Annotated in this window: 12 protein-coding genes, 1 pseudogene and 1 riboswitch; of the genes and pseudogenes, 8 read left to right on the top strand and 5 right to left on the bottom strand. The window is 72.6% G+C overall.

Annotation, left to right across the window (positions count from 1 at the left end; all coding sequences use genetic code 11):
- Window positions 1-43: 43 nt before the first annotated feature.
- Window positions 44-163, bottom strand: a riboswitch (SAM riboswitch).
- 66 nt (window positions 164-229) lie between these two features.
- Window positions 230-1678 (top strand): PrsW family intramembrane metalloprotease, encoded by a 1449-nt coding sequence (locus ABGB16_RS26745; RefSeq protein WP_347670848.1) that lies wholly within the window; start codon window positions 230-232, stop codon window positions 1676-1678.
- 65 nt (window positions 1679-1743) lie between these two features.
- Here ABGB16_RS26745 and ABGB16_RS26740 read toward each other — a convergent pair whose 3' ends face one another.
- Together ABGB16_RS26740 and ABGB16_RS26735 are read right to left on the bottom strand one after the other, a co-directional pair.
- On the bottom strand, window positions 1744-1911 hold the full coding sequence (locus ABGB16_RS26740) for a hypothetical protein (RefSeq protein ID WP_344751198.1): 168 nt from the start codon (window positions 1909-1911) through the stop codon (window positions 1744-1746).
- A 137-nt stretch (window positions 1912-2048) separates the two neighbouring features.
- Entirely contained in the window at window positions 2049-2396 is a 348-nt protein-coding gene (locus ABGB16_RS26735; protein ID WP_347670847.1) for a co-chaperone GroES, read from the bottom strand.
- Window positions 2397-2539: 143 nt separating this feature from the next.
- On the opposite strand from ABGB16_RS26735, the gene ABGB16_RS26730 reads away from it, so the two are divergent.
- A complete protein-coding gene (locus ABGB16_RS26730) occupies window positions 2540-3859 on the top strand; it encodes an AI-2E family transporter (RefSeq protein WP_347670846.1) in 1320 nt (439 codons plus the stop codon).
- A 47-nt stretch (window positions 3860-3906) separates the two neighbouring features.
- Here the strand turns inward: ABGB16_RS26730 and ABGB16_RS26725 are convergent, their stop codons facing one another.
- Complete coding sequence (locus tag ABGB16_RS26725; protein ID WP_347670845.1) at window positions 3907-6069, bottom strand: ATP-dependent DNA helicase; 2163 nt, start codon at window positions 6067-6069, stop codon at window positions 3907-3909.
- Window positions 6070-6196: 127 nt separating this feature from the next.
- On the opposite strand from ABGB16_RS26725, the gene ABGB16_RS26720 reads away from it, so the two are divergent.
- A complete protein-coding gene (locus ABGB16_RS26720; protein ID WP_347670844.1) occupies window positions 6197-6703 on the top strand; it encodes a DUF402 domain-containing protein in 507 nt (168 codons plus the stop codon).
- 38 nt (window positions 6704-6741) lie between these two features.
- On the opposite strand, the gene sigJ is transcribed toward ABGB16_RS26720, so the two are convergent.
- A complete protein-coding gene (gene sigJ / locus ABGB16_RS26715; RefSeq protein WP_347670843.1) occupies window positions 6742-7701 on the bottom strand; it encodes an RNA polymerase sigma factor SigJ in 960 nt (319 codons plus the stop codon).
- Between the two features lie 133 nt (window positions 7702-7834).
- Between sigJ and ABGB16_RS26710 the strand changes: the two genes are divergently transcribed.
- The 3 genes from ABGB16_RS26710 to ABGB16_RS26700 all read left to right on the top strand — a co-directional run bounded on the left by ABGB16_RS26710 (window position 7835) and on the right by ABGB16_RS26700 (window position 9825).
- The gene (locus tag ABGB16_RS26710; RefSeq protein ID WP_347670842.1) at window positions 7835-8062 is read left to right on the top strand and encodes a hypothetical protein; all 228 of its coding nucleotides are present in this window, start codon (window positions 7835-7837) and stop codon (window positions 8060-8062) included.
- 118 nt (window positions 8063-8180) lie between these two features.
- The gene (locus ABGB16_RS26705; protein ID WP_347670841.1) at window positions 8181-8807 is read left to right on the top strand and encodes a DUF47 family protein; all 627 of its coding nucleotides are present in this window, start codon (window positions 8181-8183) and stop codon (window positions 8805-8807) included.
- A gap of 10 nt (window positions 8808-8817) precedes the next feature.
- The gene (locus tag ABGB16_RS26700; protein WP_347670854.1) at window positions 8818-9825 is read left to right on the top strand and encodes an inorganic phosphate transporter; all 1008 of its coding nucleotides are present in this window, start codon (window positions 8818-8820) and stop codon (window positions 9823-9825) included.
- Between the two features lie 447 nt (window positions 9826-10272).
- Here ABGB16_RS26700 and ABGB16_RS26695 read toward each other — a convergent pair whose 3' ends face one another.
- Entirely contained in the window at window positions 10273-11241 is a 969-nt protein-coding gene (locus ABGB16_RS26695) for a Gfo/Idh/MocA family oxidoreductase (RefSeq protein ID WP_347670840.1), read from the bottom strand.
- A gap of 65 nt (window positions 11242-11306) precedes the next feature.
- Between ABGB16_RS26695 and ABGB16_RS26690 the strand changes: the two genes are divergently transcribed.
- Together ABGB16_RS26690 and ABGB16_RS26685 are read left to right on the top strand one after the other, a co-directional pair.
- Window positions 11307-12140 carry an NUDIX hydrolase gene (locus ABGB16_RS26690; RefSeq protein ID WP_347670839.1) on the top strand — a complete coding sequence of 278 codons (834 nt, stop codon included), beginning with the start codon at window positions 11307-11309 and terminating at the stop codon, window positions 12138-12140.
- Between the two features lie 1218 nt (window positions 12141-13358).
- Window positions 13359-25196 (top strand): annotated as a pseudogene (locus tag ABGB16_RS26685) (hypothetical protein); the annotation flags it as partial.

Genomic DNA, 25196 nt, shown 5'->3' with positions numbered 1-25196 from the left:
CTACCTCCGAGGTCCGGGGACCCCGGGGTGGGCACCGGGACGGGGTCCGCGCTTGCCCAGCGCCGGACGGGGCTGGGCCCGGTCATCACCCGGGGCACCCCACCGCGAACTAGACGAGGGTTGCCGGCCAGCAAGCCGGGGCTTCGCGCTGGCACTCGTGACCTGCCGGCAGCATACCGCCCGCCGGATGCGGCCGGACCCGCCGGTCGGGGGTGACTACGCTGACGGGATGGCCGACACCCCGCCCGGCGGCGCCACCCCGCCGTGGACCGCGCCCCCCGTCCCGTCGCCGCCCGGCGGGGCCGACAGGATGCCGCCGCGCCGGCTGGGCTGGCGGCGGATCGTGGTGTTGACCCTGGTGGTGCTGCTGATCGCGGCCTGCGCGGTCTACATGCTGTTCGTGCTCGGCTCGAACCTCGGCCCGCAGGCGCTCCTGGTCGGCGTGCTCGCCGCCGTCCTGCCGGTGCCGGTCCTGGTCGCCGCCTTCCTCTGGCTCGACCGGTACGAGCCGGAGCCGCTGAAGTACCTGGTCTTCTGCTTCGCCTGGGGCGCGTTCGTCTCCACCGCCGCCTCGCTGACCGTCAACGAGTTCTTCGCCGCCCGGTTCGCCGACTGGCAGTTGCCCGCCGCACTCACCGGGGTGCTGGTCGCCCCGTTCATCGAGGAGTTGACCAAGGCGCTCGGGCCGATCCTGCTGCTGGTGTTCCGCCGCCGGGAGTGGTCCGGGATCACCGACGGCCTGGTCTACTGCGGGCTGTCGGCGGTCGGCTTCGCGATGGTGGAGAACATCCTCTACCTCGGCGGCTACGGCTACCGCTCGGGCGTCGACGAGTACGGCCCGGCGACCGGGGCCCAGCAGGTCATCGCGATCTTCATCGTCCGGATCCTGCTGTTCGGGTTCGCCCACCCGCTGTTCACCTCGATGACCGGGGTGGGGCTGGGCATCGCCGCCCGTGCGGCCGACCGGCGGCTGCGGTTCCTCGCCCCGATCGCGGGCCTGCTGCTGGCGATGATGCTGCACGGCACCTGGAACCTGCTGCCGTCGCTGGCCCAGGCCACGGGGCAGGCGGTGATCGCCCTGTACGGGTACCTCGGGGTGATGGTGCCGATCTTCTTCGGCATGGTCGGCCTGGCCGTCTGGCTGCGCGGCTGGGAGGGCCGGCTGACCGAGCGCACCCTGCCGGACTACGTGCGGGCCGGCTGGCTGACCCCGCCGGAGGTGGCCTCCCTGGGCAGCCTCGGCCGGCGGCACGCCGCCCGCACCTGGGCGCGGCGGGTCGCCGGGGACGCCGGGGTGAAGGCGATGCGCGGGTACCAGTTCTCCGCCACCCGCCTGGCCCTACTGCGCGACGGGATGCGCCGGGGGCTGGACCGCAGCCCCGTCGACCGGGAACGGACGGTGCGGGAGGAACGGGAACTGCTGGACGCGATCACGGCGTACCGGTCGTTCTTCGTCGGCCGCGACCCGCAGGCCCCGGTCGGGCGCTGGGACGGCCAGCGCTACCACCTGCGGTTCCCGGACGGCTCGGAGCGGCCGGTCGACGCCCCGGACGACCCCGTCGTGCCGATCCCCGTGGTGCTCGCCCCATCGCCGCCTCCCGCCCATCCGGCCGGCTACGGCCCGCCGGGCTGGTACGGCCCCGGCCCGGCCGCCCCCTGGCCGCCGGGCCGGCCCTGACCGGCCGGCCGCGCCCCCGGTTCTCGGGTCGGATCCGACCGGCCGGCCCCTCGGGTCGGGGCCCGTCAGGTCATCAGGCTGGTGAGGAAGTCTCCGAGGCCCTGCGCCATCGCCATCAGGCCCGCCCCGATCGCCTTGACCATCTGCGCCGCGCCCTCGGGCCGGAACGCCATGAAGTAGATCAGGAACGCGACGCTTCCCCAGGCGAGCAGCTTCTTGACGAATACCGGCATGGTCCCTCCCCAGGGCGCTGACGTGCCTGGCTTCCCGCCGCCGGCAGGCGCAAACGACGGCGGGAGCCGGGACGGGCCCCGGGGGAGAGGTGTCAAAAGGGGCCCCTGCCGTGCCAGAGGCACCGACAGGGCGGCCCTTACAGGTACAGGCCGGTGGAGCCGGACGGCTCCGACTCGACCCGCTCGGCGGCGACGGCGTGCACGTCCCGCTCGCGCAGCAGGACGTACCCCCGGCCGTGCAGCTCGACCTCCGACCGGTCGTCGGGGTCGAAGAGCACCCGGTCGCCGGAGACGATGGAGCGGACGTGCGGGCCCACGCCCACCGCGGTCGCCCAGGCCAGCCGCTTGCCCACCGCGGCGGTCGCGGGGATCACGATGCCGGCGGTGGAGCGGCGCTCACCCTCGCTCCCCTCCATCCGCACCAGCACCCGATCGTGCAGCATGCGGATCGGCAGGCCGGAGTCGAGATTCTTGTCGGCGGTCACGACGGAACGGTACCGCGTCGGCCCGGGCGGGTCCGCCGGTGGTTGCGCGGTGACCTCGGGGGCGGTTGTGGCGGAATCCGCCTATGGTGGTGCCCGGGGAACGTATCCTGGCCCCCCTGTCGTCCTGGTTGGGCGGATACCTGATGCGGGAGGTGCGCTTGAGCCGCTTCGAGCGGGTGCGTGGACGGCTCCGCCGCGCGTTCGAGTCGGGACGGGAGTCGGTGCGACGCGATCGCCCGGACACCGCCGACGCGGGCGCACCGGAGGAGGGCGGGGTCGCCTCGCCGGCCTCGCCGGGCCCGGCCGCCCCGCCGTCGGCGGCGGTGGTCGGCGCCGAGCCCCCCGCCGCCGTGCACGCCTCCACCTCCAGCCGCGACGACGCGGACGTGCCGCACGCCCTGCGGATCGCCGCCGCCTGGTCGTGGCGGCTCATCGTCATCGGGGCCGTGGCGTGGGCGCTGTTGAGGATCGTCGGCACCATCCGGGTCGTGATCATCCCGCTGGCGATCGCGCTGCTGCTCTCCGCGCTGCTGGCGCCGGCCGTCGGCTGGCTGCTCCGGGCGCGCCTGCCCCGGTCCCTGGCGACCGGGGTGGTGCTGGTGGGGGGCCTGGCCGCGGTCGTCGGCACGCTGACCCTGGTGGTCAACGAGTTCATCAAGGGCGTGCCGGAGCTGAGCAGGAACGCGTCCCAGGGTGTGCGGCAGATCCAGGACTGGCTCAAGACCGGCCCGCTGCACCTCTCCGACAGCCAGCTCAACCGGTACATCGACGAGGCCCAGAACTGGATCAACGAGAACACCAACAACCTGACCAGCGGGGCGATCTCCACCGCCGCCACCCTCGCCGAGGTGCTGACCGGCATGGTGCTGGTGCTGTTCGCCACGTTCTTCTTCCTGCGCGACGGCAACAGCATCTGGCGCTTCCTGGTCCGGCTGCTGCCGGTGGCCGCCCGGTGGAAGGTCGACGACGCCGGCCGGGCGTCCTGGGAGACCCTGGTCGCCTACGTGCGGGCCACCGTGCTGGTCGCCTTCATCGACGCCGTCGGCATCGGCATCTTCCTGGTGGTCTTCGACATCCCGTTCGCGTTCCCGCTGGCGGCGCTGGTCTTTCTCGGGGCGTTCATCCCGATCGTCGGTGCGGCGCTCTCCGGCGGCGTGGCGGTGCTCGTCGCGCTGGTCGACAGCGGCCCGGTCACGGCGCTGATCATCCTGGGCGTGGTGATCGGCGTGCAGCAGGTCGAGGGGCACGTGCTCCAGCCGTTGATCATGGGCCGGGCGGTGGCCATCCACCCGCTCGCCGTGATCATCGGCATCGCCGGCGGCGTCGTGCTCGCCGGCATCACCGGGGCGCTGGTCTCGGTGCCGCTGATCGCGGTGCTCAACACCGCCGTCCGCCGGCTCGCCGCGCGCACCGTGCCGGACACCCCGCCGGACGCCGTGGTGGTCGCCGCCAAGGCCCCCTGACCGGCCGCCGGCGCGGGACGCCCCGGGCCCGGACCGGGCGGCTCGGGTCACGACTTGGCGAGCCGCTCCAGGGCGCCCCGGGCGACCTCCGGCCGGGTCGTGTACCAGAACGGGGGCAGCGAGCGGCGCAGGAACGGCCCGTAGCCGCGGGCGGTCTCCAGCCGGGAGTCGAGCACCGCCACCACGCCCCGGTCCCCGGTGGCCCGGATCAGCCGGCCCACCCCCTGCGCCAGCCGCACGGCGGCGATCGGCACGCTGACCGAGGCGAAGCCGGAGCCGCCGCTCGCGTCCACGGCGGCGGCCCGGGCCGCGGCGAGCGGCTCGTCCGGGCGCGGGAACGGCAGCCGGTCGATCACCACGAGCTGGCAGGAGTCGCCCGGCACGTCGACCCCCTGCCAGAGCGACATCACCCCGAACAGGCAGCTCGACCGCTCCTCGCGGAACCTGCGGACCAGGATCGGCAGGGACTCCTCGCCCTGGAGCAGCACCGGCAGTTCCGTCCGCGCCCGCAGCAGCTCCGCCGCCTGCTGCGCGGCCCGGCGCGAGGAGAAGAGCCCGAGGGTACGCCCACCGAGCGCGCCGACCAGCGCGAGCAGCTCCTCACCGGCCGCCTCGGGCAGGCCGGAGACGCTCGGACGGGGCAGGTGCGCGGCGACGTACAGGATGCCCTGCCGGGCGTAGTCGAACGGCGACCCGACGTCGAGGGACCGCCAGCCCGGCCCCTCGGTGGCCGGGGCGGCGTCGGCCGCGGCCCGGTCGCCGGCCCCACCGCCCGACGCGGCGGCCCGGCCGGCCTGCGAGCCGGTCGACCCGGCGGACGCGGTGGCGGCGGCCAACGCGGCGGCGGCCGGGGACGGCGGGGTGGCCGGCGGCGCCTCCAGCCCCAGCGCGCGGGCCACCGTGTCGAACCGGCCGCCGAGCGTCAGCGTCGCCGAGGTGGCGACGACGGTACGCTCGTCGTACAGGTGGGCGGAGAGGGTGCCGGCGACCGAGAGCGGGGCGACCACGAGCGCCCGTCGGCTGCCATTGTCCGGCTTCTCCACCCAGGCCACGTCGTGGTCGGCCTCCTCCAGCAGCCGCTGGGCGGTGGTCGACAGCTCGTCCAGCACCGCCTTGGCCTGCTGCTTGCGGACCGGGTCCGGGTCGTCGGCCTTGACCTCGCCGATGGCGTCCAGGGCGGCCCGGGTGGCCCCGTCGAGCAGCGTGCACGCCTCGCGCAGCGGCCCCGGCAGCCCGGCGGTGAGCCGGCCGGCGGGCGCCTCGGCCAGGCCGACGGCGAGGGCGTCGCCGGCCTCGGTGAGCCGTTCGGCGACCTCCGGGCGCAGCAGCGGCCGGGCCCGGCGGGCGGACCGGTCGATCAGCTCCGGCACCAGCTCGGCCTGGGCGGCGGAGGAGACTCGGTCGGCCAGCTCGTGCGCCTCGTCCACGATCAGCAGCTTGTGCGGCGGCACGATGTGCCGGCCGGCGAGCATGTCGACGGCGAGCAGGCTGTGGTTGGTGACCACGATGTCCGCCTCCCGCGCCCGGGCCCGGGACGCCTCGGCGAAGCACTCCGCGCCGAACGGGCAGCGGGCCGCCCCGACGCACTCCCGGGCCGGCATGGACACGGCGCGCCACACCTGGTCGTCGACGCCCGGGTCCAGCTCGTCCCGGTCGCCCGTCTCGGTCTCCATCGCCCAGTCGCGCAGCCGCTGGATCTGCTTGCCGAGCCGGCCCGCCTCGCCGAGCCACTTCCCGCCGCCGGAGCCCGGCGCGTCGAAGAGGCTGTCCTGCGGCTCGTCCTCGGTGGAGCCGTCCAGCCGGGCCAGGCAGAGATAGTGGTGCCGGCCCTTGAGCACCGCGAATGTGGGCCGGCGGTTGAGCAGCGGCTGCACCGCGTCGGCCAGCCGGGGCAGGTCGTGCTCGACGAGCTGGGACTGCAACGCCAGGGTCGCGGTGGAGACCACCACCGGCCCGTCGACGGTCAGCGCCGGGGCCAGGTACGCCAGCGACTTGCCCGTGCCCGTGCCCGCCTGCACCAGCAGGTGCTCGCCCGAGGCGACGCACTCCTCGATGGCGGCGGTCATCTGCTGCTGGCCGGGGCGGGCCGCCCCGCCGGGGACCGCGCCGACCGCGGCGGCGAGCAGCTCCGCGCCGCCGGGCCGGCTGCCGCGCCGCCGGGTGGAGCTGCGGGAGACGGCGGAACCGGTGGCGGTGCGCGGCGGAGTCACCGTGCGACGGTACCCGCCGCCGCCGACACCGGGGGAGCCGCGCCCGGCGTGGCGGTGTCACCGTACGGCCGCGCCGCGTAATTTCCCCCGCGCGACGAGTGGGCGGTATCGACTAGGGTGGGGACTCATGCCGAGCGACGTGGTCCGTGTGATCTACCGCAAGTACGACGGCAGCGCCCACCGCGACTACCGGGCCCGTCGCCTGGCCGAGGACGACCTCGGCGTCTGGCTCGGCGTGCCGGCCGGCACCGAGTCGGTCTACCACGGCCGGCCCTCGGTCGAGCAGATCCCGTTCGTGCTGCTGGTCCCGCGCCACGCCTGGTGGACCGGGATGTTCAACCCGCCGCCGCGCACCAGCGAGGTCTACTGCGACATCACCACCCCCGCCCGCTGGGAGGGCGACGACACGGTCCACCTGATCGACCTCGACCTGGACGTGGTGCGCCGCCGGGCGACCGGCAACGTCGAGCTGCGCGACGAGGACGAGTTCGCCGAGCACCGGCAGCGGTTCGGCTACCCCGACGACCTGGTGGCCGAGGCGGAGGCCGCGGCCCGGGTGCTGTTCGTCGCGCTGGGCGACGGCAGCGAGCCGTTCGCCACGTCGTACCGGAAGTGGCTGGCCCTGGTGGTCTGAGCCCGCCCGCCGACGCCCCGTCCCGGCCGGCGCGGGCGTCACCAGCGCGGCGGCCAGGTGTCGTCCTCGCCCAGGACTGGCACGTTGGCCATCTTGTCCGGGTTGAGCTGGTTGAAGATGCCGGTGATCCGCCCCTCGTGCACGGTGAACGCGACGACCTGGCGCAGCGGCCGGCCGTCGGTGTAGACCATCTCCAGCTGCAACCCGACCGACCCGTCCACCAGGACCGGCCGGGCGCGCAGCTGGCCGTAGCGGTCCGCCTGGGCGAACAGGCCGAGGAGGAGCTGGCCGACCTTGTCGGCGCCGGTGACCGGACGGCGGGCGGCCGGGAAGTGCCCGCCGCTGTCGCCGATCAGCACCACGTCCGGGGCCAGCACCCGGACCAGCTCGGCCAGCTCCCCGGAGCGGGTCGCCGCGACGAAGGCGTCCACCACCCGCCGCTGCTCGGCCAGGTCGGCGGTGTGCCGGGGCGCGTCGGAGGCGTCGACCGCCCGGCGGGCCCGGGAGGCGAGCTGCCGGGCAGCCACCGTCGTCGTGCCCAGCACCTCGGCGATCTCGTCGAACGGCACCGCGAAGACGTCGTGCAGCACCAGCGCGACCCGCTGCTCGGGGCTGAGCCGCTCCAGCACCACCAGCAGGGCGGTGCCGACCTGCTCGGCGCGTACCGCCCGCTCGGCCGGGTCGGGGGCGAACCCGTCGGCGGCCGGCCCGGACGCGTACGGGCCGACCACCGGCTCGGGCAGCCACTGACCCGGGTACGTCTCCCGGCGCACCCGGGCCGAGCGGAGCACGTCCAGGCAGATCCGGCCGCACGTCGTGGTCAGCCAGGCGCCGAGGTTGTCGACCCTGGCCCGGGCCGCCGGGTCGGCGAGCGCGCCCGCGCACCGCAGCCAGGTCTCCTGCACCGCGTCCTCGGCCTCGCTCCGGCTGCCCAGCATCCGGTACGCCAGGGCGGTCAGCCGCCCCCGCTGCGCCTCGAACTCCGCCACCAGATCCACGCCACACCCCTCCCGTCCCCGTAAGGACGCGCGCCGCCCCCCGAACGTGACATCTTTCCGGAAGCCCATGCTGCCCCGGATCTTGACAGCCGCTCGAGAGGCGGACACCGGCCCAATGGGTGAAGATCGGGCAATGCGCGCAGTCGAGGAGCCGGAGATCGTCCCGCCGGCGGGCGGGCCGATGCGGGAGCTGTTGCGGGTATCACAATCCGGCGGCCGGGGGGTCGCGCACCTGTTGCGGGAGACGTTCGGCGACCTGGATCTGGGGTATCCGCCCGCCGACTTCGACGTGGCGGCGGAACGCAGGCGGTTGCGGGACGATCGACCGGATCAAGGTGAACGGCAGGTGAACGACCGGTAAATGGCGGCTGACCAGGGGTGGGCCGGCGATTTAGCGGTTCTGCCGCCTCCTAGCATTCCCACTGCACACACCCCCGGGGGCGTCCGCCACCTTCCACCGACACGACGAGGTCCAGGCTGTGAAGTTTTCCTTCCGCCCCACCGAGGGCGCCTTCTACGAGCTCTTCACCAGGGCGGCGCAGAACCTGGTGAAGGGCACCGAGCTGCTGAACGAGCTGGCCCTGCCGGGCGTCGACGTGCAGTCGGTGAGCGAGCGGCTCACCGAGGTCGAGCACGACAGCGACCAGATCACCCACGAGCTGTACAAGAAGATCAACTCCACCTTCATCACCCCGTTCGACCGGGAGGACATCTACCGTCTGGGCTCGCTGCTCGACGACGTGATGGACCACCTGGAGGCCGTGGGCAACCTGCTCTACCTGTACGGCCTGACCAAGCTGCCGGCGCTCCCGCGCGAGCTGCACGAGCTGGTCAACGTGCTGGACCAGCAGGCCAAGCTGACCGCCGAGGCGATGCCGCGCCTGAAGTCGATGAAGGACCTCGAGGACTACTGGATCGAGTGCAACCGGCTGGAGAACGACGGCGATCAGGCGTACCGGATGCTGCTGGTCCGCCTCTTCTCCGGCGAGTACGACGCCCTGACCGTGCTCAAGATGAAGGAGGTCGCCGACGAGCTGGAGGCGGCCTGCGACGCCTTCGAGCACGTGGCCAACACCGTCGAGACGATCGCGGTCAAGGAGTCCTGATCCTGTGACTCTGACACCCGAACTCATCGCCGTGCTGGCGGTGATCGTGGTGGCCCTGGCGTTCGACTACACCAACGGCTTCCACGACGCCGCCAACGCCATCGCCACCAGCGTCTCGACACGCGCCCTGACACCCCGCATCGCGCTCGCCCTGGCCGCGGTGGGCAACTTCGTCGGCGCGCACTTCGGCGCCGGCGTCGCCAAGACCGTCGGCGACGGCCTGGTCACCCTGCCGACGGGGGTGGCGAGCCTGGGGGTGGTCTTCGCCGGGGTGCTGGGAGCGATCGCCTGGAACCTGATCACCTGGTACTTCGGCCTGCCCTCGTCCTCCTCGCACGCCCTCTTCGGCGGCCTGGTCGGGGCCACCCTGCTGGCGGCCGGCGGCGTGGTGCAGTGGGCCAACATCGGCGAGAAGATCCTCATCCCGATGGTGCTCTCGCCGCTCGTCGGCCTGCTCCTGGGCTACCTGGTGATGCTGGCGATCCTGTGGCTGTTCCGAAAGGGACAGCCGGGCAGGCTCAACCGGGGCTTCCGCTGGGCGCAGACCGCGTCGGCGGCGGCCATGTCCGTCGGCCACGGCATGCAGGACGCCGCGAAGACGATGGGCATCGTGGTCCTCGCCCTCTACACCGGCGGCTTCCAGGACGACAAGACGCATATCCCCGGCTGGGTGTTCTGGACCTCGGCCGCCATGCTCGCGGCGGGCACGTACGCGGGCGGCTGGCGGATCATCCGCACCCTGGGCCGCAAGATCATCGACCTCGGCCCGCCGGAGGGCTTCGCCGCCGAGACGGTCGCCAGCGCGGTGCTCTACTTCAACGCCCTGGTGCTCAAGGCGCCGATCTCCACCACCCACACGATCACCTCGGCGATCATGGGTGTGGGCGCGACCAAGCGGCTCTCCGCGGTCCGCTGGAACGTCGCCGGCAACATCGTGGTCGCCTGGATCATCACGTTCCCAGCGTCGGCGCTGATCGCCTGCCTCACGTACCTGGTGGTCCGGCCGCTCTTCGGCTGACGCCCGCCGAGGGGCCCCCGGCACGCCGCGCCGGGGGCCCCTCGCCACGCGGCGGCCGCCCTGCGGGCCGGGTCCGGGCCGCTCCGGGCCTTCGGGCCGCTCCGGGCCTTCGGGTCGGGGAGGGCCACCGCCTCCGGGTCGGGGAGGGGCCACGGCCGATCGGCGCCGCTGTGGAGCTGCCCCGCCCGTGCGCCCGCGTGATCCGCCACCCCGCCCGCGGCCGGGCGATCCTCCGCGCCCGGCCGCGTGATCTTCCGCGCCCCGCATGGGCGATCTTCCGCGCCCGGCCGCGTGATCTTCCGCGCCCCGCATGGGCGATCTCCCGTGCCCCGCCGCGTGATCCTCCGCGTCCCGCCTGGGCGATCTTCCGCGCCCCATTCGCGCGGGCAGCTCCACAGGCGGCAGATCAGGCTCTGCCGCCTCGTCCGCCCAGCACCACCCATCCGCTCACGGGTAGCGCACGCCGATCTGGCCCCGGACGGTGTCGAGCAGGGCCATCACCTCGAGGCTGGCGGAGTGCGGCACCAGCGGACTCTCGCGCAGGCCCTCGGCGAGGCAGCGCTGCACCTCGGCCGCCTCGTACTGGTAGCCGCCGCCGGTCAGGTCGGCGGGGATCGTCTCCGGGTCGACGCCGGCCCGGTGCAGGGTCGCCGAGGGCGGCCGGAAGAACGGCGCCGGAATCTCGATCCGGCCGGCTGTGCCGGTGATCGCGGCGACCAGCGGGGTCGCCCCGACCATGCCGCAGCTCAGCGTGGCCACCGCACCGGAGTCGTACCCGAGGACGATGCCGGTGTTCTCGTCCACTCCCTCCGGGCCGAGCCGCGCCCACGAGCGGACGTGCCGGGGCACGCCGAGCAGCAGGTGGGCCAGGCTGACCGGGTAGACGCCCAGGTCGAGCAGGGCGCCGCCGCCGAGGGCCCGGGCCCGCATTCGGTGCTCGGGCGGGAACGGCCCGGCCACTCCGAAGTCGGCCTGTACGCTCGTGACCTGCCCGATCGCCCCGTCCGCGACCAGCTGCACAAGCCGCAGGACGAGCGGGTTGGTCCGCATCCACATTGCCTCCATGAGGAAGACGTCGCGGGCGCGGGCCGCCTCGACCAGTTCGGTGCTGGTCGCCAGGTCGAGGGTGAACGGCTTCTCGACCAGCACCGCCCGGCCGGCGGCCAGGCAGGTCATGGCCGCCTCGTGGTGCGCCGCGTGCGGGGTGGCCACGTAGATCGCGTCCACCTCGTCGTCGGCGGCCAGCTCCGCCCAGGAGCCGTACGCCCGCCGCGCCCCGTGCCGCTCGGCGAACCGCCGCGCGGTCTCCGGCGTCCGCGAGCCGACCGCGACCAACTCCGCCCCCGGCACCAGCCGGAGGTCCTCGGCGAAGCGGCCGGCGATCTGGCCGGTGGCCAGGATGCCCCAACGTGTCATGCGCTCACGTTAGAGCGGTCGCTCGCCGGCCGGGCGATCCACCCCTCGGCAACTAGGCTCGGCCCATGACGATCGACAGCCAGGGATTCGCGGCCCCGCCCGCCATTGTCGAGCATGCCCGGCGGTTCCTGGCCGGGGGCGGCACGCCGGCGCCGCCGCGGGTCGCGGCGACGGTGCTGCTGCTGCGCCCGGCCGGCGCCGACTTCGAGGTGTACGTCATCCGCCGCGTCGCCGCGATGGCCTTCGGCGGAGTGTACGCGTTCCCGGGCGGCGGGGTGGACGCCTCGGACTCCCAGGCCCACGTCGACTGGGCCGGTCCCGGGCCGGCATCCTGGGCGGACCGCCTCGGCGTGGCCCCGGACGCCGCCCAGGCGGTCGTCTGCGCCGCCGCCCGGGAGGTCTTCGAGGAGGCCGGGGTGCTGCTCGCCGGCCCGGACGCGCACACGGTCGTGGGCGACGTCAGCGGCGACGACTGGGAGGCCGCCCGGCAGGACCTGGAGGCGCGTCGCCGGGGCTTCGCCGACCTGCTCGCCGAGCGGGGGCTCACCGTCCGGTCGGACCTGCTGCTGCCGTGGAGCCGGTGGATCACGCCGGAGTTCGAGCCGCGCCGCTTCGACACGTACTTCTTCGTGGCCCTGCTGCCGGAGGGGCAGCGGACCCGGGACGTCTCCGGGGAGGCCGACCACACGGTGTGGATCCGCCCGGCGGACGCCCTGGCCCGGTCGGCGGCCGGCGAGCTGACCATGCTGCCGCCGACCCTGGTCACGCTGGCCCAGGTGGCCGCCGCCGGCGACCTGGCCGGGGTGGCCCGGGCGGCGGCGGTGCGCGACGCCGCCACGCCGATCACCCCGCGCCTCGACCTGCAGGAGGCCGGCGAACCCCGCTTCGTACTGGACTGACGTCGGGTCCGGTGATCGCTCCGTCCGCAGAAGACCTTCTGCCGGGCATCCCGCCCCGATGCCCCATGTGGTCGTGAGGCATCACGGTCTTCACGGCGGATACCGGTAGGGACAGACGCGCCGGATCTGCCGCACTGCCTGCGGCAGATCCGGGCTCTCGATCGACCGTCGGACGTTACGGGATACTGCCTCAATGATCAGGTTCCGGTTCGAGCTGTACCCGCTGGACGAAGACCGGCCTGGACCACGCGGTCGCCGTCGGGCTGACCCAGCCGGTCACACGTGTAGGTCTGCGTTCCGCTAACGACCAGGTAGGCACCGGTCGGCTGGGACCCGGCCGGCGGTTTGACCGCGTCGGGGATGCTCAGGAACGAGCTGGCGTGGGCGCCAGAGCCCGCCATGGCTGGCGCCGCGAGCGCCTCGACCTCGACTTCCTCGGCTATGCCCGGCGCTATCCCCGGGTGTCCCGTCCCCGGGTGTCCCGTCCCCGGGTGTCCCGTCCCCGGGTGTTTGCCGCGCGCGCCGCCCACGCGCCGGAACTGCCGCTGGTCCGGCTGCGACAGCCGCGCCGAGGTCCGCCGGTGGCTGGCCCGCCTGCCCACCTTCTGAGCGCCCCGTGCCCCGCGCCGTCCCTTCCCGCCCTGTTGCTACGTGTCCCAGCCGTTCCCGGGCCCTGTGTCGGTGGGGGACGAACGCCGCGGGTACCGGGGCCGTTGAACGTTGTTGGCCGAGGTGAACCCGCTGCTACGGCCTGGCCGTGAGATAGCAGGGGGGTGAGGGGATGAGCGTGTTGGGCGACGAGGGACTGCGGGCCGAGATGCGGGCGGCGTCATGAGTGAAATGACGCCCTTGAGTGAGGGTGCCCTGGCGCAGCGGGTGGAGTTGCTGGGGGGAACATCGTGCTCGGAATCTTCGGTCAACTGGCTGGGAGGTCGCGTAGATGGGTGGCCTTCATTGTCGGTGGGTGGGGCGGGTGTCCCACCGGTACGAGATCCATGCCTGACGGATGAGGCTGCGGATGGTGACGATGGCGTCGGCGAGGTCGGCGTGAGGGTTGGCCGCGTCTTCTTTGCGTTCGTAGCGGTGTTGTAGCCGGTTGAAGGCGTTGTGCCAGGCGTTCGTGGGCTCGATGTGCCACCGCCGGGTGGCCCGGCACTCATTTGGTTCCGGATGAGCGGCGGTCAGCGCGGCTGATTCGGGGCAGGGAAGGAGCGCGCGTTGGCCGCCGCCGTTCCGACCGTTGAGCTCTCCGAGAGCTCGATGCGGGTTTTGGAAGGGTTCACCGGGATGAAGTTGTCCCGGACGAAGCTGCCGCTGTTGTGGCAGGACATCGGCACGGCCGAGGTGCTGGAGCATCGGGTGCGTACGGTGCTTGGTCCGTTGCTGGAGCAGACGATCAGGGCGGTCGGGGAGGCGGGGGAGGGCGAGGTCTTCGACCGGTTCGTGGCCCAGACCGTTCCGTTCGTGAAGAAGATGGCCGAGACGGCCGACCTGCTGCTCGCCGTGATCGAGGCGGAGAAGGAGTTCTTCCTCGAGACGGAGAAGGGCAAGCGTCTGGCGGTCGCCATGTTCAGTTTCATGCAGGCCGAGTTCGCCGTCGCCCTCGCGATGTGGTTCTGGAATCCGGTGGGGGCGGCGGCACACGTCGCCCAGACACGGTCCATCATCCAGGCGATCCTGCGTTCGGCGTTGGTCCGCTCGGCGGCGAGCAGCACGGCTGTGCAGATGTTGTTCATGCCGGGTTCTGCGCTGCTGGCCGAGGTGTCGATGATGACCGATGGTCTGCAGTCCGGGGTGAACTGGTCGGCGGTCGGTAAGCAGGCGGCGTACGCGGGGGCGGTGGCGTTCCTCAGCACGGTGGCGGGGCCGGCGTTGGGTAAGGTCGCTGGCGCTGTCGCCGGCGCTGTCAGCAAGCTGGGCGTGTCGGACGCCACCAAGATTCTGTTGACCGATCTGCTGACGCGGCCCGTGCTGGAGACCGGTATGGAGGGGCTCTTCGGTGGGCTTTCCAGCCTGATGATCGAGGGGTACTACGACTTCGACAATCTCGGTGCGGACCTTCTCTCCGGGGCGCTGTCGGGGGCGGGGGGGTCGGCCGCGAGCGTGCTCGGGTTCCTCTTGAGTCGCGCCGTGATGCAGCCCCGGGTGCAGGTGCCTCGTATCGATTTCACGCCGGACGGAAGGCCGGTCATGCCGGTGGCGTCGACACCGGTTGGTGGGGACCCGTCCACGGGCTACCAGACCGGGGTCGATGATCCGACGGCTGTGGCTGCCGGCGGGCAGGCCGCGCCGCCCACGCCGCCGCCCACCCCGCCGCCGCTGCCGGCAGTGGACCGGCCCACGCCGAAGCTGAACCTGCCCATGCCGGCGTGGGTGCCGTCGTGGTCGTCGCTGTCGATGCCGGCCGCGCCGGCGCCGCAGTGGGTCGCGGCAGCCGGTGCGCCGGTGGTCGAGCAGTGGCATCGGTTCCAGCAGGATCTGGTGGACCGCTACGGTGGGCTGCTGGCCGGGGTGGCTCGGGCGGGCAAGAGAATGGCCGCGCTTGCCGTGCCTATCGAGCGGGTTTTCGCCGGGTGGGTCGACGCCCGGCAGGGTGATCCCGCTGTCCCGGCTTTCCTGTCCGCGGTCGGTCTGCCGGGTACCGCGCTCACCGAGGGATATCTGACGGGTGTCCGGGAGCGGGCGGTGGCCCGGATGGCCGAGGCGTTGGCGTCCGCGGGTGAGCAGATCCCAGAGGTGCGGCCGGAACAGGTTGTCGCCGCGCTGCCGGCGGCCTTCGACCTGGAGGCGCTGCGCGCGATCGCGCACCTGGCCGCCGAACACCACATCGACCAGTACCTCGCCGCCGGCCTACCGACGGCCGCCAACACGCCGACAGGCCCCGGCACGCCGACAGGCCCCGGCACGCCGACAGGCGCTGGCACGCCGGGGGGCGCCGGCGTGCCGGCAGGCGCCGGGGCGGCGGTGCCGTCCGCCGCCGCGATCGAGGCGGTCAAGAGCGCCGTGCGGAACCGGATGGACCGAATCCTCGACGCGATCCTCGATACCTCCGCACTGCCCGCTGTGGTGGCCAGTCCCGGCGCCGCGCAGGTCAACGCCGTGGCGAACGCGGTCCGGCAGACGGTCACCGACCTGCCCGCCCGTTTCTCGGCCGCGACCATCCCCGACACCACCGCACCGCACACCATCGCGTCCCCGGCGGACACCCCGGCACACCGGCGTACCGACACGCCGCCGGTGCCGGTGACTCCCGAGCAGCACACCGCAGCCGCGAACAGGCTGGCAGAAAAACAGTTCCCCGCCCTGGCCCACCGGTACTACGGCGTCGACCCGGCCAACCACGACACCATCGCCAGATCCTTCCAAGAAGACTGGGTCAAGAAATACCACCAGGTACTCGCGCAGGCCGCCGGCAGCGCCGCGCCCGCCACCCCCAGCACGCCCAGCACGCCGGGCACTTCGGGTACGGCCAGCACGCCGGACACGTCCGGCACGCCGGATACGGCCGGCGCCCGCAGTACGGTGCCGGGTGGCGCTGCCTCCCACACCGACGGCACGCCGCACCAGGACCACACCAGCGACAGGATGTCGGACAGTGCCATGTCCGTCTCCAGCGACGACGTGTTCAGCCGCGACAGCAGCTCCACCGACACCGTCACGTCCAGTGCCCTCTCCTCGCTGGACGAACCGATCAGTGCCGACTCTGGCAGTCTCGGCGAGCCGGCCGTCGCGGCAACGGGGCCGGCCGCCGCGGCGATCGGGTCCGCGGTGGACTCAGGTACGGCATCCCGGCCGGGCGCTGCGTCCGGCCCGGCCGGCAGCAGCGGCCCGGCCGATCTCGGGCTCGCCGCTGCCCACGGGCCGGCCGCGGAACGCATCCACGATCTCGCCAGCGGCGGCCACGGCCGTGCCACCGACGCCCAGCTGCGCCGGCTCGCCGCGGACATCGGTATCCAGGCGGCGTCGCCGGACGAGGTCCTGCCCCAACTGTTCGAGGCAGCCAGGGGTATCGCCATGGCGGACACGTTCAGCGGCGTGTACTTCGCCGACCCGGCCGTGGCGGATCTGGACGCGGCGGCGGCGGACCGCACGGCGGCACAGGCGCTGCCATGGGTGCAGGGATGGTTCACCATCGCCGGGCACCGGAACCTGGCCGAACGGCTCGCCGACGATCCGGTGCGCCAAGCCCTGTTCCTACGGACGCTCACCGCCTCGCCCGCCTGGCAACACGCTGTTGCGCAGGCGCAACAGCGAGGCAGCGACACACCCGACATCATGCTGGTCTGGTGCGACGCGGCATGGCAGGGACCGGGACAGGCCACCTCCTTCGGTGAATGGCTGCGCACCCAGCTGCGCGCCCGGCGGCTGATGTCGTCCACGCACGAGGTAGACCAGATACCCGGCGAGCTGCGGCCACACGTGGACGAGCCGGTGCGGTCCGTGTTGTTCTCGGACGCTTCGGTGGAGTTGTTCGGACCGGATCTGGTGGAGGCGGTACGGACCGCGGACATCGTCGAGAACGGTCAGGAACCCGGCGTGCGCTGGCCGGACCAGCAGTACTTCACCGCCGCTGGCGGTCAACACCGGTGGGCCGGCTCCGCCTCAGACGGGCAGTCACCCGATCCAACGGAAAACGGCCCCGACCAACCCCAACCCCAACCCACTGCGGGCCGCCAGTGGGTGCGCAACCAGAATGATGCCCGGACGCTGTTCGAGCAGCACGCCGGCCACATCGCCACCACAACGCGGCTGGAGGAGCAGCCGCTGCGGGAGTTGTGGAACGCCCTGATCGGCAGTATGTACGGCGACGGGTTCATCACCGTCAGCGAGCGAGTCCTCGCCCGTGCGGCAGGCACATCGCAGTCGACGGTGCATAACCAGATCGAGGCATTGCGCGACCATGGTCTGCTGCAGCTGGACCGGGAAGCACACGGTCGCAGGGCGGCGCGGTACAGGGTGACCGATCCGGGTCCGCCCCGGCAAGCATTGCCGGCCCTTCCTGCGGGCAGCCAGTGGGTGCGCAACCGGAATGGGGCCCGGACGCTGTTCGAGCAGCACGTCGGCCACATCGCCACCACAACGCAGCAGCAGGAGCAGCCGCTGCGGGAGTTGTGGAACGCCCTGATCGGCAGTATGGACGGCGACGGGTTCATCACCGTCAGCGAGTCAGCCCTCGCCGCGGCGACAGGCACACTGCAGCAGACGGTGCATGACCGGATCGTGGCATTGCGCGACCGTGGTCTGCTGCAGCTGGTCCGGGAAGCACACGGTGGCGCGGCAGCGCGGTACAGGGTGACCGATCCGGATCCGCCCCGGCAAGCATCGTTGCCGGCCCTTCCTGCGGGCAGCCAGTGGGTGCGCGACCCGGATGATGCCCGGACGCTGTTCGAGCAGCACGTCGGCCACATCGCCACCACAGCGTGGCAGCGGAAGGAGCTGCGGGAGTTGTGGAACGCCCTGATCGGCAGTATGTACGGCGACGGGTTCATCACCGCCACCGAGCGAGCCCTCGCCGCGGCGACAGGCACACTGCAGCAGACGGTGCATAACCGGATCGGGGAATTGCGCGACCGTCGTCTGCTGCAGCTGGTCCGGGAACGTCACGGTCGCGTGGCGGCGCGGTACAGGGTGATCGATCCGGGTCCGCCCCGGCAAGCACCGGTGCTGGGCCCTGCCCTCAGACCGGTCCGCCCGCAGCAGGGTGCGGACCTGTCCTGGCTGAACCGCGGGGATACGTCGCCGATGTCCGGGTCGGTACCTGCCCCGCCGGCGGTCGCGGGTCTGCCTGGGCTGCCCGGGCCGCTGGGCGACCCGGGCGCCCCCACGGCATCGTCCTGGCCGGCGTGGCCGGCCGCGTCGTCCTGGCCGGCGGGGTGGGCGGGGCCGGTTCCCGACATTGGTGTGACCGACGGGCACGGTGCTGCGATGTCCACCCCCGGCCAGGCCGGCGCCGGCAGCGGGAACCTCGGTGCCTGGGCCACCTACCAGGGGACGGACATGCACTGGCAGCCATCCCCCGCACCCTCCCCAGCGGTGACCCGCACCGACGCCGGCACTCTCCACCCCGGCGACACCCTCCATCACCCGGTGGCCTACGAGCCACCCACCACCCCCGCCCCACTCCACCCCGACCAACCCCAACCCCAACCCACTGCGGGCCGCCGGTGGGTGCGCGACCCGGATGATGCCTGGACGCTGTTCGAGCAGCACGTCGGCGACATCGCCACCACAACGCAGCAGCGGGATGAGTTGCGGCGGTTGTGGAACGTCCTGATCGGCCGTATGGACGGCGACGGGTTCATCACCGTCGGCGAGTTAACCCTCGCCGCGGCGACAGGCATACTGCAGCAGATGGTGCATAACCGGATCGTGGCATTGCGCGACCATGATCTGCTGCTGCTGGACCGGAAAGGTCGCGGTCGCAGGGCGGCACGGTACAAGGTGACCGATCCGGGTCCGCCCCGGCAAGCATCGTTTCCGGCCCTTCCTGAGGGCAGCCAGTGGGTGCGCGACCCGGATGATGCCCGGACGCTGTTCGACCAGCACGCCGGCCACATCGCCACCACAACGCAGCAGCAGGAGCATCTGCGGCAGTTGCGGCGGTTGTGGAACGCCCTGATCGACCGTATGGACGACGACGACGGGCTCATCACCGCCAGCGAGCCAGCCCTCGCCAAGGCGACAGGCACAGAAGTGCTGTCGACGGTGCATAACCGGATCGTGGCATTGCGCAAGCGTGGTCTGCTGCAGATGGTCCGGGAAGCACGCGGTCGCGAGGCGGCGCGGTACAGGGTGATCGATCCGGGTCCGCCTTGGCGAGCACCGGTGCTGGGCCCTGCCCCCGGACCGGACCGTCCGCAGGGTAGTGCGGACCTGTCCTGGCTGAACGACGGGGATACGTTGTCGATGTCCGGGCCGGTACCTGCCTCGCCGGCGGGCACGGGTCTGTCTGGGCTGCCCGGGCCGCTGGACGCCCCCACCGCGTCGTCCTGGCCGGCGGGGTGGGCGGGACCGGGGTGGCCGAATCCCGGCATTGATGTGACCGCCCACGGTGCTGGGATGTCCACCGACTTCGGCCGGCCGCATATCGACAATCAGCCCGGCGGCGGCGGGAACCCCGGCGCCTGGCCCACCTGGCAGATGGACCCAGCCGATCTCCTCAATCTGCTCCATCCGGCGTGGGTCGGCCCGCCCACAGCCGTGGACACGGAACCCGTCCCCGGGCCGCAACCGACGGATCCGCCCCGGCCACAGGCCCCGCCCGACCCGTGGTCGCAGCCCAGCGGCGACCAGCCCAGCGACAGCACCCGGGCCGGCAGCAGCGGCCCGGCCGATCTCGGGCTCGCCGCTGCCCACGGGCCGGCCGCGGAACGCATCCACAATCTCGCCAGCGGCGGCCACGGCCGTGCCACCGACGCCCAGCTGCGCCGGCTCGCCGCGGACATCGGTATCCAGGCGGCGTCGCCGGACGAGGTCCTGCCCCAGCTGTTCGAGGCAGCCAGGGGTATCGCCATGGCGGACACGTTCAGCGGCGTGTACTTCGCCGACCCGGCCGTGGCGGATCTGGGCACGGCGGCGGCGGACCGCACGGCGGCACAGGCGCTGCCGCGGGTGCAGGGATGGTTCACCATCGCCGGGCACCGGAACCTGGCCGAGCGGCTGGCCGACGATCCGGTGCGCCAAGCCCTGTTCCTACGGATGCTCACCGCCTCGCCCGCCTGGCAACACGCCGTCGCGCAGGCGCAACAGCGGGGCGGCGACACACCCGACATCATGCTGGTCTGGTGCGACGCGGCATGGCAGGGACCGGGACAGGCCACCTCCTTCGGCGAATGGCTGCGCACCCAACTGCGCGCCCGGCGGCTGATGTCGTCCACGCACGAGGTAGACCAGATACCCCGCGAGCTGCGGCCACACGCGGACGAGCCGGTGCGGTCCGTGTTGTTCTCGGATGCTTCGGTGGAGTTGTTCGGACCGGATCTGGTGGAGGCGGTACGGACCGCGGACATCGTCGAGAACGGTCAGGAACCCGGGGTGAGCTGGCCGGTCCAGCAGGCCTTCACCGCCGGTGGCGGTCACCACCGGTGGGCTGGCTCCGCCTCAGACGGGCAGTCGCCCGATCCAACGGAAAGCGGCGACCCGTCTGGTCCTGGCCCGGCGTCTGCTACCCAGGCAGTGCGGGGAGGTCACGGTGGCGTGGCGGCGCGGTACGGGGTGACCGATTCGGGTCAGCCCCGGCAAGCATCGTTGCCGGCCCTTCCTCCAGGCATCCAGTGGGTGCGCGACCCGGATGGGGCTCGGACGCTGTTCGAGCAGCACGCCGGCCACATCGCCACCAGAACGCGGCAGCGGGAGGAGGACCTGCGGCAGTTGTGGAACGCCCTGATCGACCAAATGGACGACAAGGGGACCTTCACCGTCAGCGAGTTGCGCCTCGCCGAGACGACAGGCACATGGCAGCCGACGGTGCATAACCGGATCGTGGCATTGCGCGACCGTCGTCTGCTGCGGCGGATCGAGGAAGCACAGGATGGCAGGGCGGCGCGGTACGGGGTGACCGATCCGGGTCCGCCCCGGCAAGCATTGCCGGCCCCTCCTGAGGGCTGCCAGTGGGTGCTCGACCCGGATGATGCCCGGACGCTGTTCGACCAGCATGCCGGCCGCATCGCCACCAAAACGCGGCAGCGGAAGGAGCTGCGGCGGTTGTGGAACGCCCTGATCGACGAAATGGACGACGAGGGGATAATCCCCGCCAGCATGCCAGCCCTCGCCGATACGACACGCACATCGAAGTCGACGGTGCATCGCCAGATCGTGACATTGCGCAACCATCGCCTGCTGTGGCGGGTCGGGGAAAGTCTCGGTGGCACGGCGCCGCAGTACGGGGTGACCGATCCGGGTCTGCAAGCACCGGTGCAGGGCCCTGCCCTCAGACCGGACCGCCCGCAGCGGCCCGCTCGGCGCGCAGGTGGGCCTCGGCGTCGCGGTGACCAGTCCAGCCAGTTCTCAGGGACGCAGTCGTTGCCGCCCGGACCGGGCGTACAGGATCCGGCATCTCAGTTGCCGATGTCCGGGTCGGTACCTGCGCACGGTGCGGCGTTGTCCACCGACTTCGGCCAGCCGCTCATCGACAATCGGAGGGCCGGCGAGGGCATCGGGAACCTCGGCGACCGGGCGCAGGTGGACCCAGCCCTCGATCTGTTTAATCGGCTCCATTCGGCGGCGTGGGTCGGCCTGCCCACGGCCGTGGGCACGGAACCCGTCCCCGGGCCGCAACCGATGGATCCGTCCCTGCCGCAGGCCCTGCCCGGCCCGACATCATGGCCGCAGCCCAGCGGCAACCAGCCCAGCCAGTTCTCAGGGACGCAGTCGTTGCCGCCCGGACTGGGCGTACAGGATCCGGCATCTCAGTTGCCGATGTCCGGGTCGGTACCTGCGCACGGTGCGGCGTTGTCCACCGACTTCGGCCAGCCGCTCATCGACAATCGGAGGGCCGGCGAGGGCATCGGGAACCTCGGCGACCGGGCGCAGGTGGACCCAGCCCTCGATCTGTTTAATCGGCTCCATTCGGCGGCGTGGGTCGGCCTGCCCACGGCCGTGGGCACGGAACCCGTCCCCGGGCCGCAACCGATGGATCCGTCCCTGCCGCAGGCCCTGCCCGGCCCGACATCATGGCCGCAGTCCCGCGGCGACCAGCCCAGCCAGTTCTCAGGGACGCAGTCGTTGCCGCCCGGACTGGGCGTACAGGATCCGGCATCTCAGTTGCCGATGTCCGGGTCGGTACCTGCCCCGCCGGCGGGCACGGGTCCGCCCGGGCTGCCCGGGCCGCCGGACGACCCGGACGCCTCCACCGCATCGTCCTGGCCGCCGGCGGGGCCGGCCGCGTTGTCCGGGCCGGAGGGGTGGGCGGGACCGGCGGAGCCGGTTCCCGGCAGTGGTGTGACCGGCGGGCACGGTGCTGCGTTGTCCACCGACCCCGGCCAGCAGCGCAATCAGGCCGGCGAGGGCAGCGGGAACCGCGGCGACCGGGCCACCTACCCGGGGACGGACATGGACTGGGAACCATACCCCGCACCCTCCCCAGCGGTGACCCGCACCGACGCCGGCACTCTCCACGCCGGCGACACCCTCCATCACCCGGCCGACGAGCCACCCACCCCCGCCCCACTCCACCCCGACCAACCCCAACCCCAACCCCAACCCACTGCGGGCCTCCAGTGGGTGCGCGACCCGGATGGGGCCTGGAAGCTGTTCTACCAGCACATCGGCCACATCACCGCCACAACGCAGCAGGAGGAGCAGCCGCTGCGGGAGTTGTGGAACGCCATGATCAACAGTATGGACGGCGACGGGTACATCACCGCCACCGAGCGAGCCCTCGCCGCGGCGACAGGCACACTGCAGCAGACGGTGCATGACCGGATCGTGGCATTGCGCGACCGTGATCTGCTGTGGCTGGACCGGGGAGGTCACGGTCGCAGGGCGGCGCGGTACAAGGTGACCGATCCGGGTCCGCCCCGGCAAGCGTTGCCGGCCCCTCCTGAGGGCAGACAGTGGGTGCTCGACCGGAATGATGCCCAGACGCTGTTCGACCAGCACGTCGGCCACAACGCCACCACAGCGCGGCAGCGGGAGCAGCTGCGGCAGTTGCGGCTGTTGTGGAAGGCCCTGATCAACAGGATGGACGGCGGCGGGCTCATCACCGTCAGCGAGTCAGCCCTCGCCGATGTGACACGCGCAGCGCGGCGGACGGTGCGTGACCGGATCGTGGCATTGCGCAACCGTCGTCTGCTGTGGCTGGACCAGGAAAAACGCGGTGGCGTGGCGGGGTACAGGGTGACCGATCCGGGCCCGCCCCGGCAAGCACCGGTGCCGAGCCCTGCCCCCGGACCGGACCTCCTGCAGGGTAGTGAGGACCTGTCCTGGCTGTACGACGGGGATACGTCGCTGATGTCCGGGCCGGTACCTGACCCGTCGGCGGACATGGGTCTGCCTGGGCTGCCCGGGCCGCCGGACGACCCGAACGCCCCCACCGCATCGTCCTGGCCGGCGGGGCCGGCCGCGTTGTTCTGGCCGGAGGGGTGGGCGGAACCGGCGGAGCCGGTTCCCGGCAGTGGTGTCACCGACGGGCACGGTGCTGCGATGTCCACCTACCAGGGGGACCCAGCCGATCCGCTTGGTCTGTTTGATCTGTTTGATCCGGAGTGGTTCGGCCTGCCCACGGCCGTGGGCACGGAACCCGTCCCCGGGCCGCAACCGATGGATCCGTCCCTGCCGCAGGCCCTGCCCGACCCGACATCATGGCCGCAGTCCAGCGGCGACCCGCCCAGCCAGTTCCCAGGGACGCAGTCGTTGCCGCCCGGACCGGGCGTACAGGATCCGGCATCTCAGTTGCCGATGCCCGGGCCGGTACCTGCGCACGGTGCGGCGATGTCCGCCGATCTCGGGCTCGCCGCTACCCACGGGCCGGCCGCGGAACGCATCCACAATCTCGCCAGCGGCGGCCACGGCCGTGCCACCGACGCTCAGCTGCGCCGGCTCGCCGCGGACATCGGTATCCAGGCGGCGTCGTCGGACGGGGTCCTGTCCCAGCTGTTCGAGGCAGCCAGGGGTATCGCCATGGCGGACACGTTCAGCGGCGTGTACTTCGCAGACCCGGCCGTGGCGGATCTGGACGCGGCGGCGGCGGACCGGACGGCGGCACAGGCGCTGCCGTGGGTGCAGGGATGGTTTACCATCGCCGGGCACCGGAACCTGGCCGAGCGGCTGGCCGACGATCCGGTGCGCCAAGCCCTGTTCCTGCGGATGCTCACCGCCTCGCCCGCCTGGCAACACGCTGTTGCGCAGGCGCGGCAGCGGGGCGGCGGCACACCCGACATCATGCTGGTCTGGTGCGACGCGGCATGGCAGGGACCGGGACAGGCCACCTCCTTCGGTGAATGGCTGCGCACCCGGCTCGGCGCCCGGCGGCTGATGTCGTCCACGCACGAGGTAGACCAGATACCCGGCGAGCTGCGGTCACACGCGGACGAGCCGGTGCGGTCCGTGTTGTTCTCGGACGGTTCGGTGGAGTTGTTCGGACCGGATCTGGTGGAGGCGGTACGGACCGCGGACATCGTCGAGAACGGTCAGGAACCCGGGGTGAGCTGGCCGGTCCAGCAGGCCTTCACCGCCGGTGGCGGTCAACACCGGTGGGCCGGCTCCGCCTCAGACGGGCAGTCGCCCGATCCAACGGAAAACGGCGACCCGTCTGGTCCTGGCCCGGCGTCTGCTACCCAGGCAGTACGGGGCCCGTCGCAGGATCCAGGGACGGAGTTGCCGGTGCCGGGCCCTGCCCCCGAACCGGACCGCCCGCAGCAGGGTGTCGATGCGCTGCTGGCCGAAGTCGGTGGACATCGCAGCACCGTGCCCGCCGGTGACACCACTGCCGGGAACCGGCTCCGCCGGTCCCGCCCACCCCGCCGGCCAGGACGACGCGGCCGGCCCCGCCGGTCAGGAAATCGGGGGGCCGGCGAGGGCAGCGGGAACCTCGAGCCACCCACCTCCGCCCCACTCCACCCCAACCAACCCCAACCCACTGCGGGCAGCCAGTGGGTGAGCGACCCGGATAGGGCCCGGACGCTGTTCGACCAGCACGCCGGCCACCTCGCCGCCATAACGCAGCAGCCGGATCAGCTGCGGCAGTTGTGGAACGCCCTGATCAACCATATGGACACGGATGGCGACGGGCTCATCACCGTCAGCGAGCGAGCCCTCGCCGCAGCGACATCGCCCCCCACATTGCAGCGGACGGTGAATAAACGGATCGGGGCATTGCGCGAGCGTGGTCTGCTGCTGCTGGTCCGGGAAGGTCGCGGTGGCGTGGCGGCGCAGTACAGGATGACCGATCCGGATCAGCCCCGGCAAGCATCGTTGCCGGCCCTTCCTGAGGGCAGCCAGTGGGTGAGCGACCCGGATAGGGCCCGGACGCTGTTCGACCAGCACGCCGGCCACCTCGCCGCCATAACGCAGCAGCCGGATCAGCTGCGGCAGTTGTGGAACGCCCTGATCAACCAT

Source organism: Micromonospora sp. B11E3, assembly GCF_039871625.1.
In the GTDB taxonomy this organism is placed as follows: Bacteria; Actinomycetota; Actinomycetes; order Mycobacteriales; family Micromonosporaceae; genus Micromonospora.
This window is presented reverse-complemented; position numbering and strand designations above follow the sequence as displayed.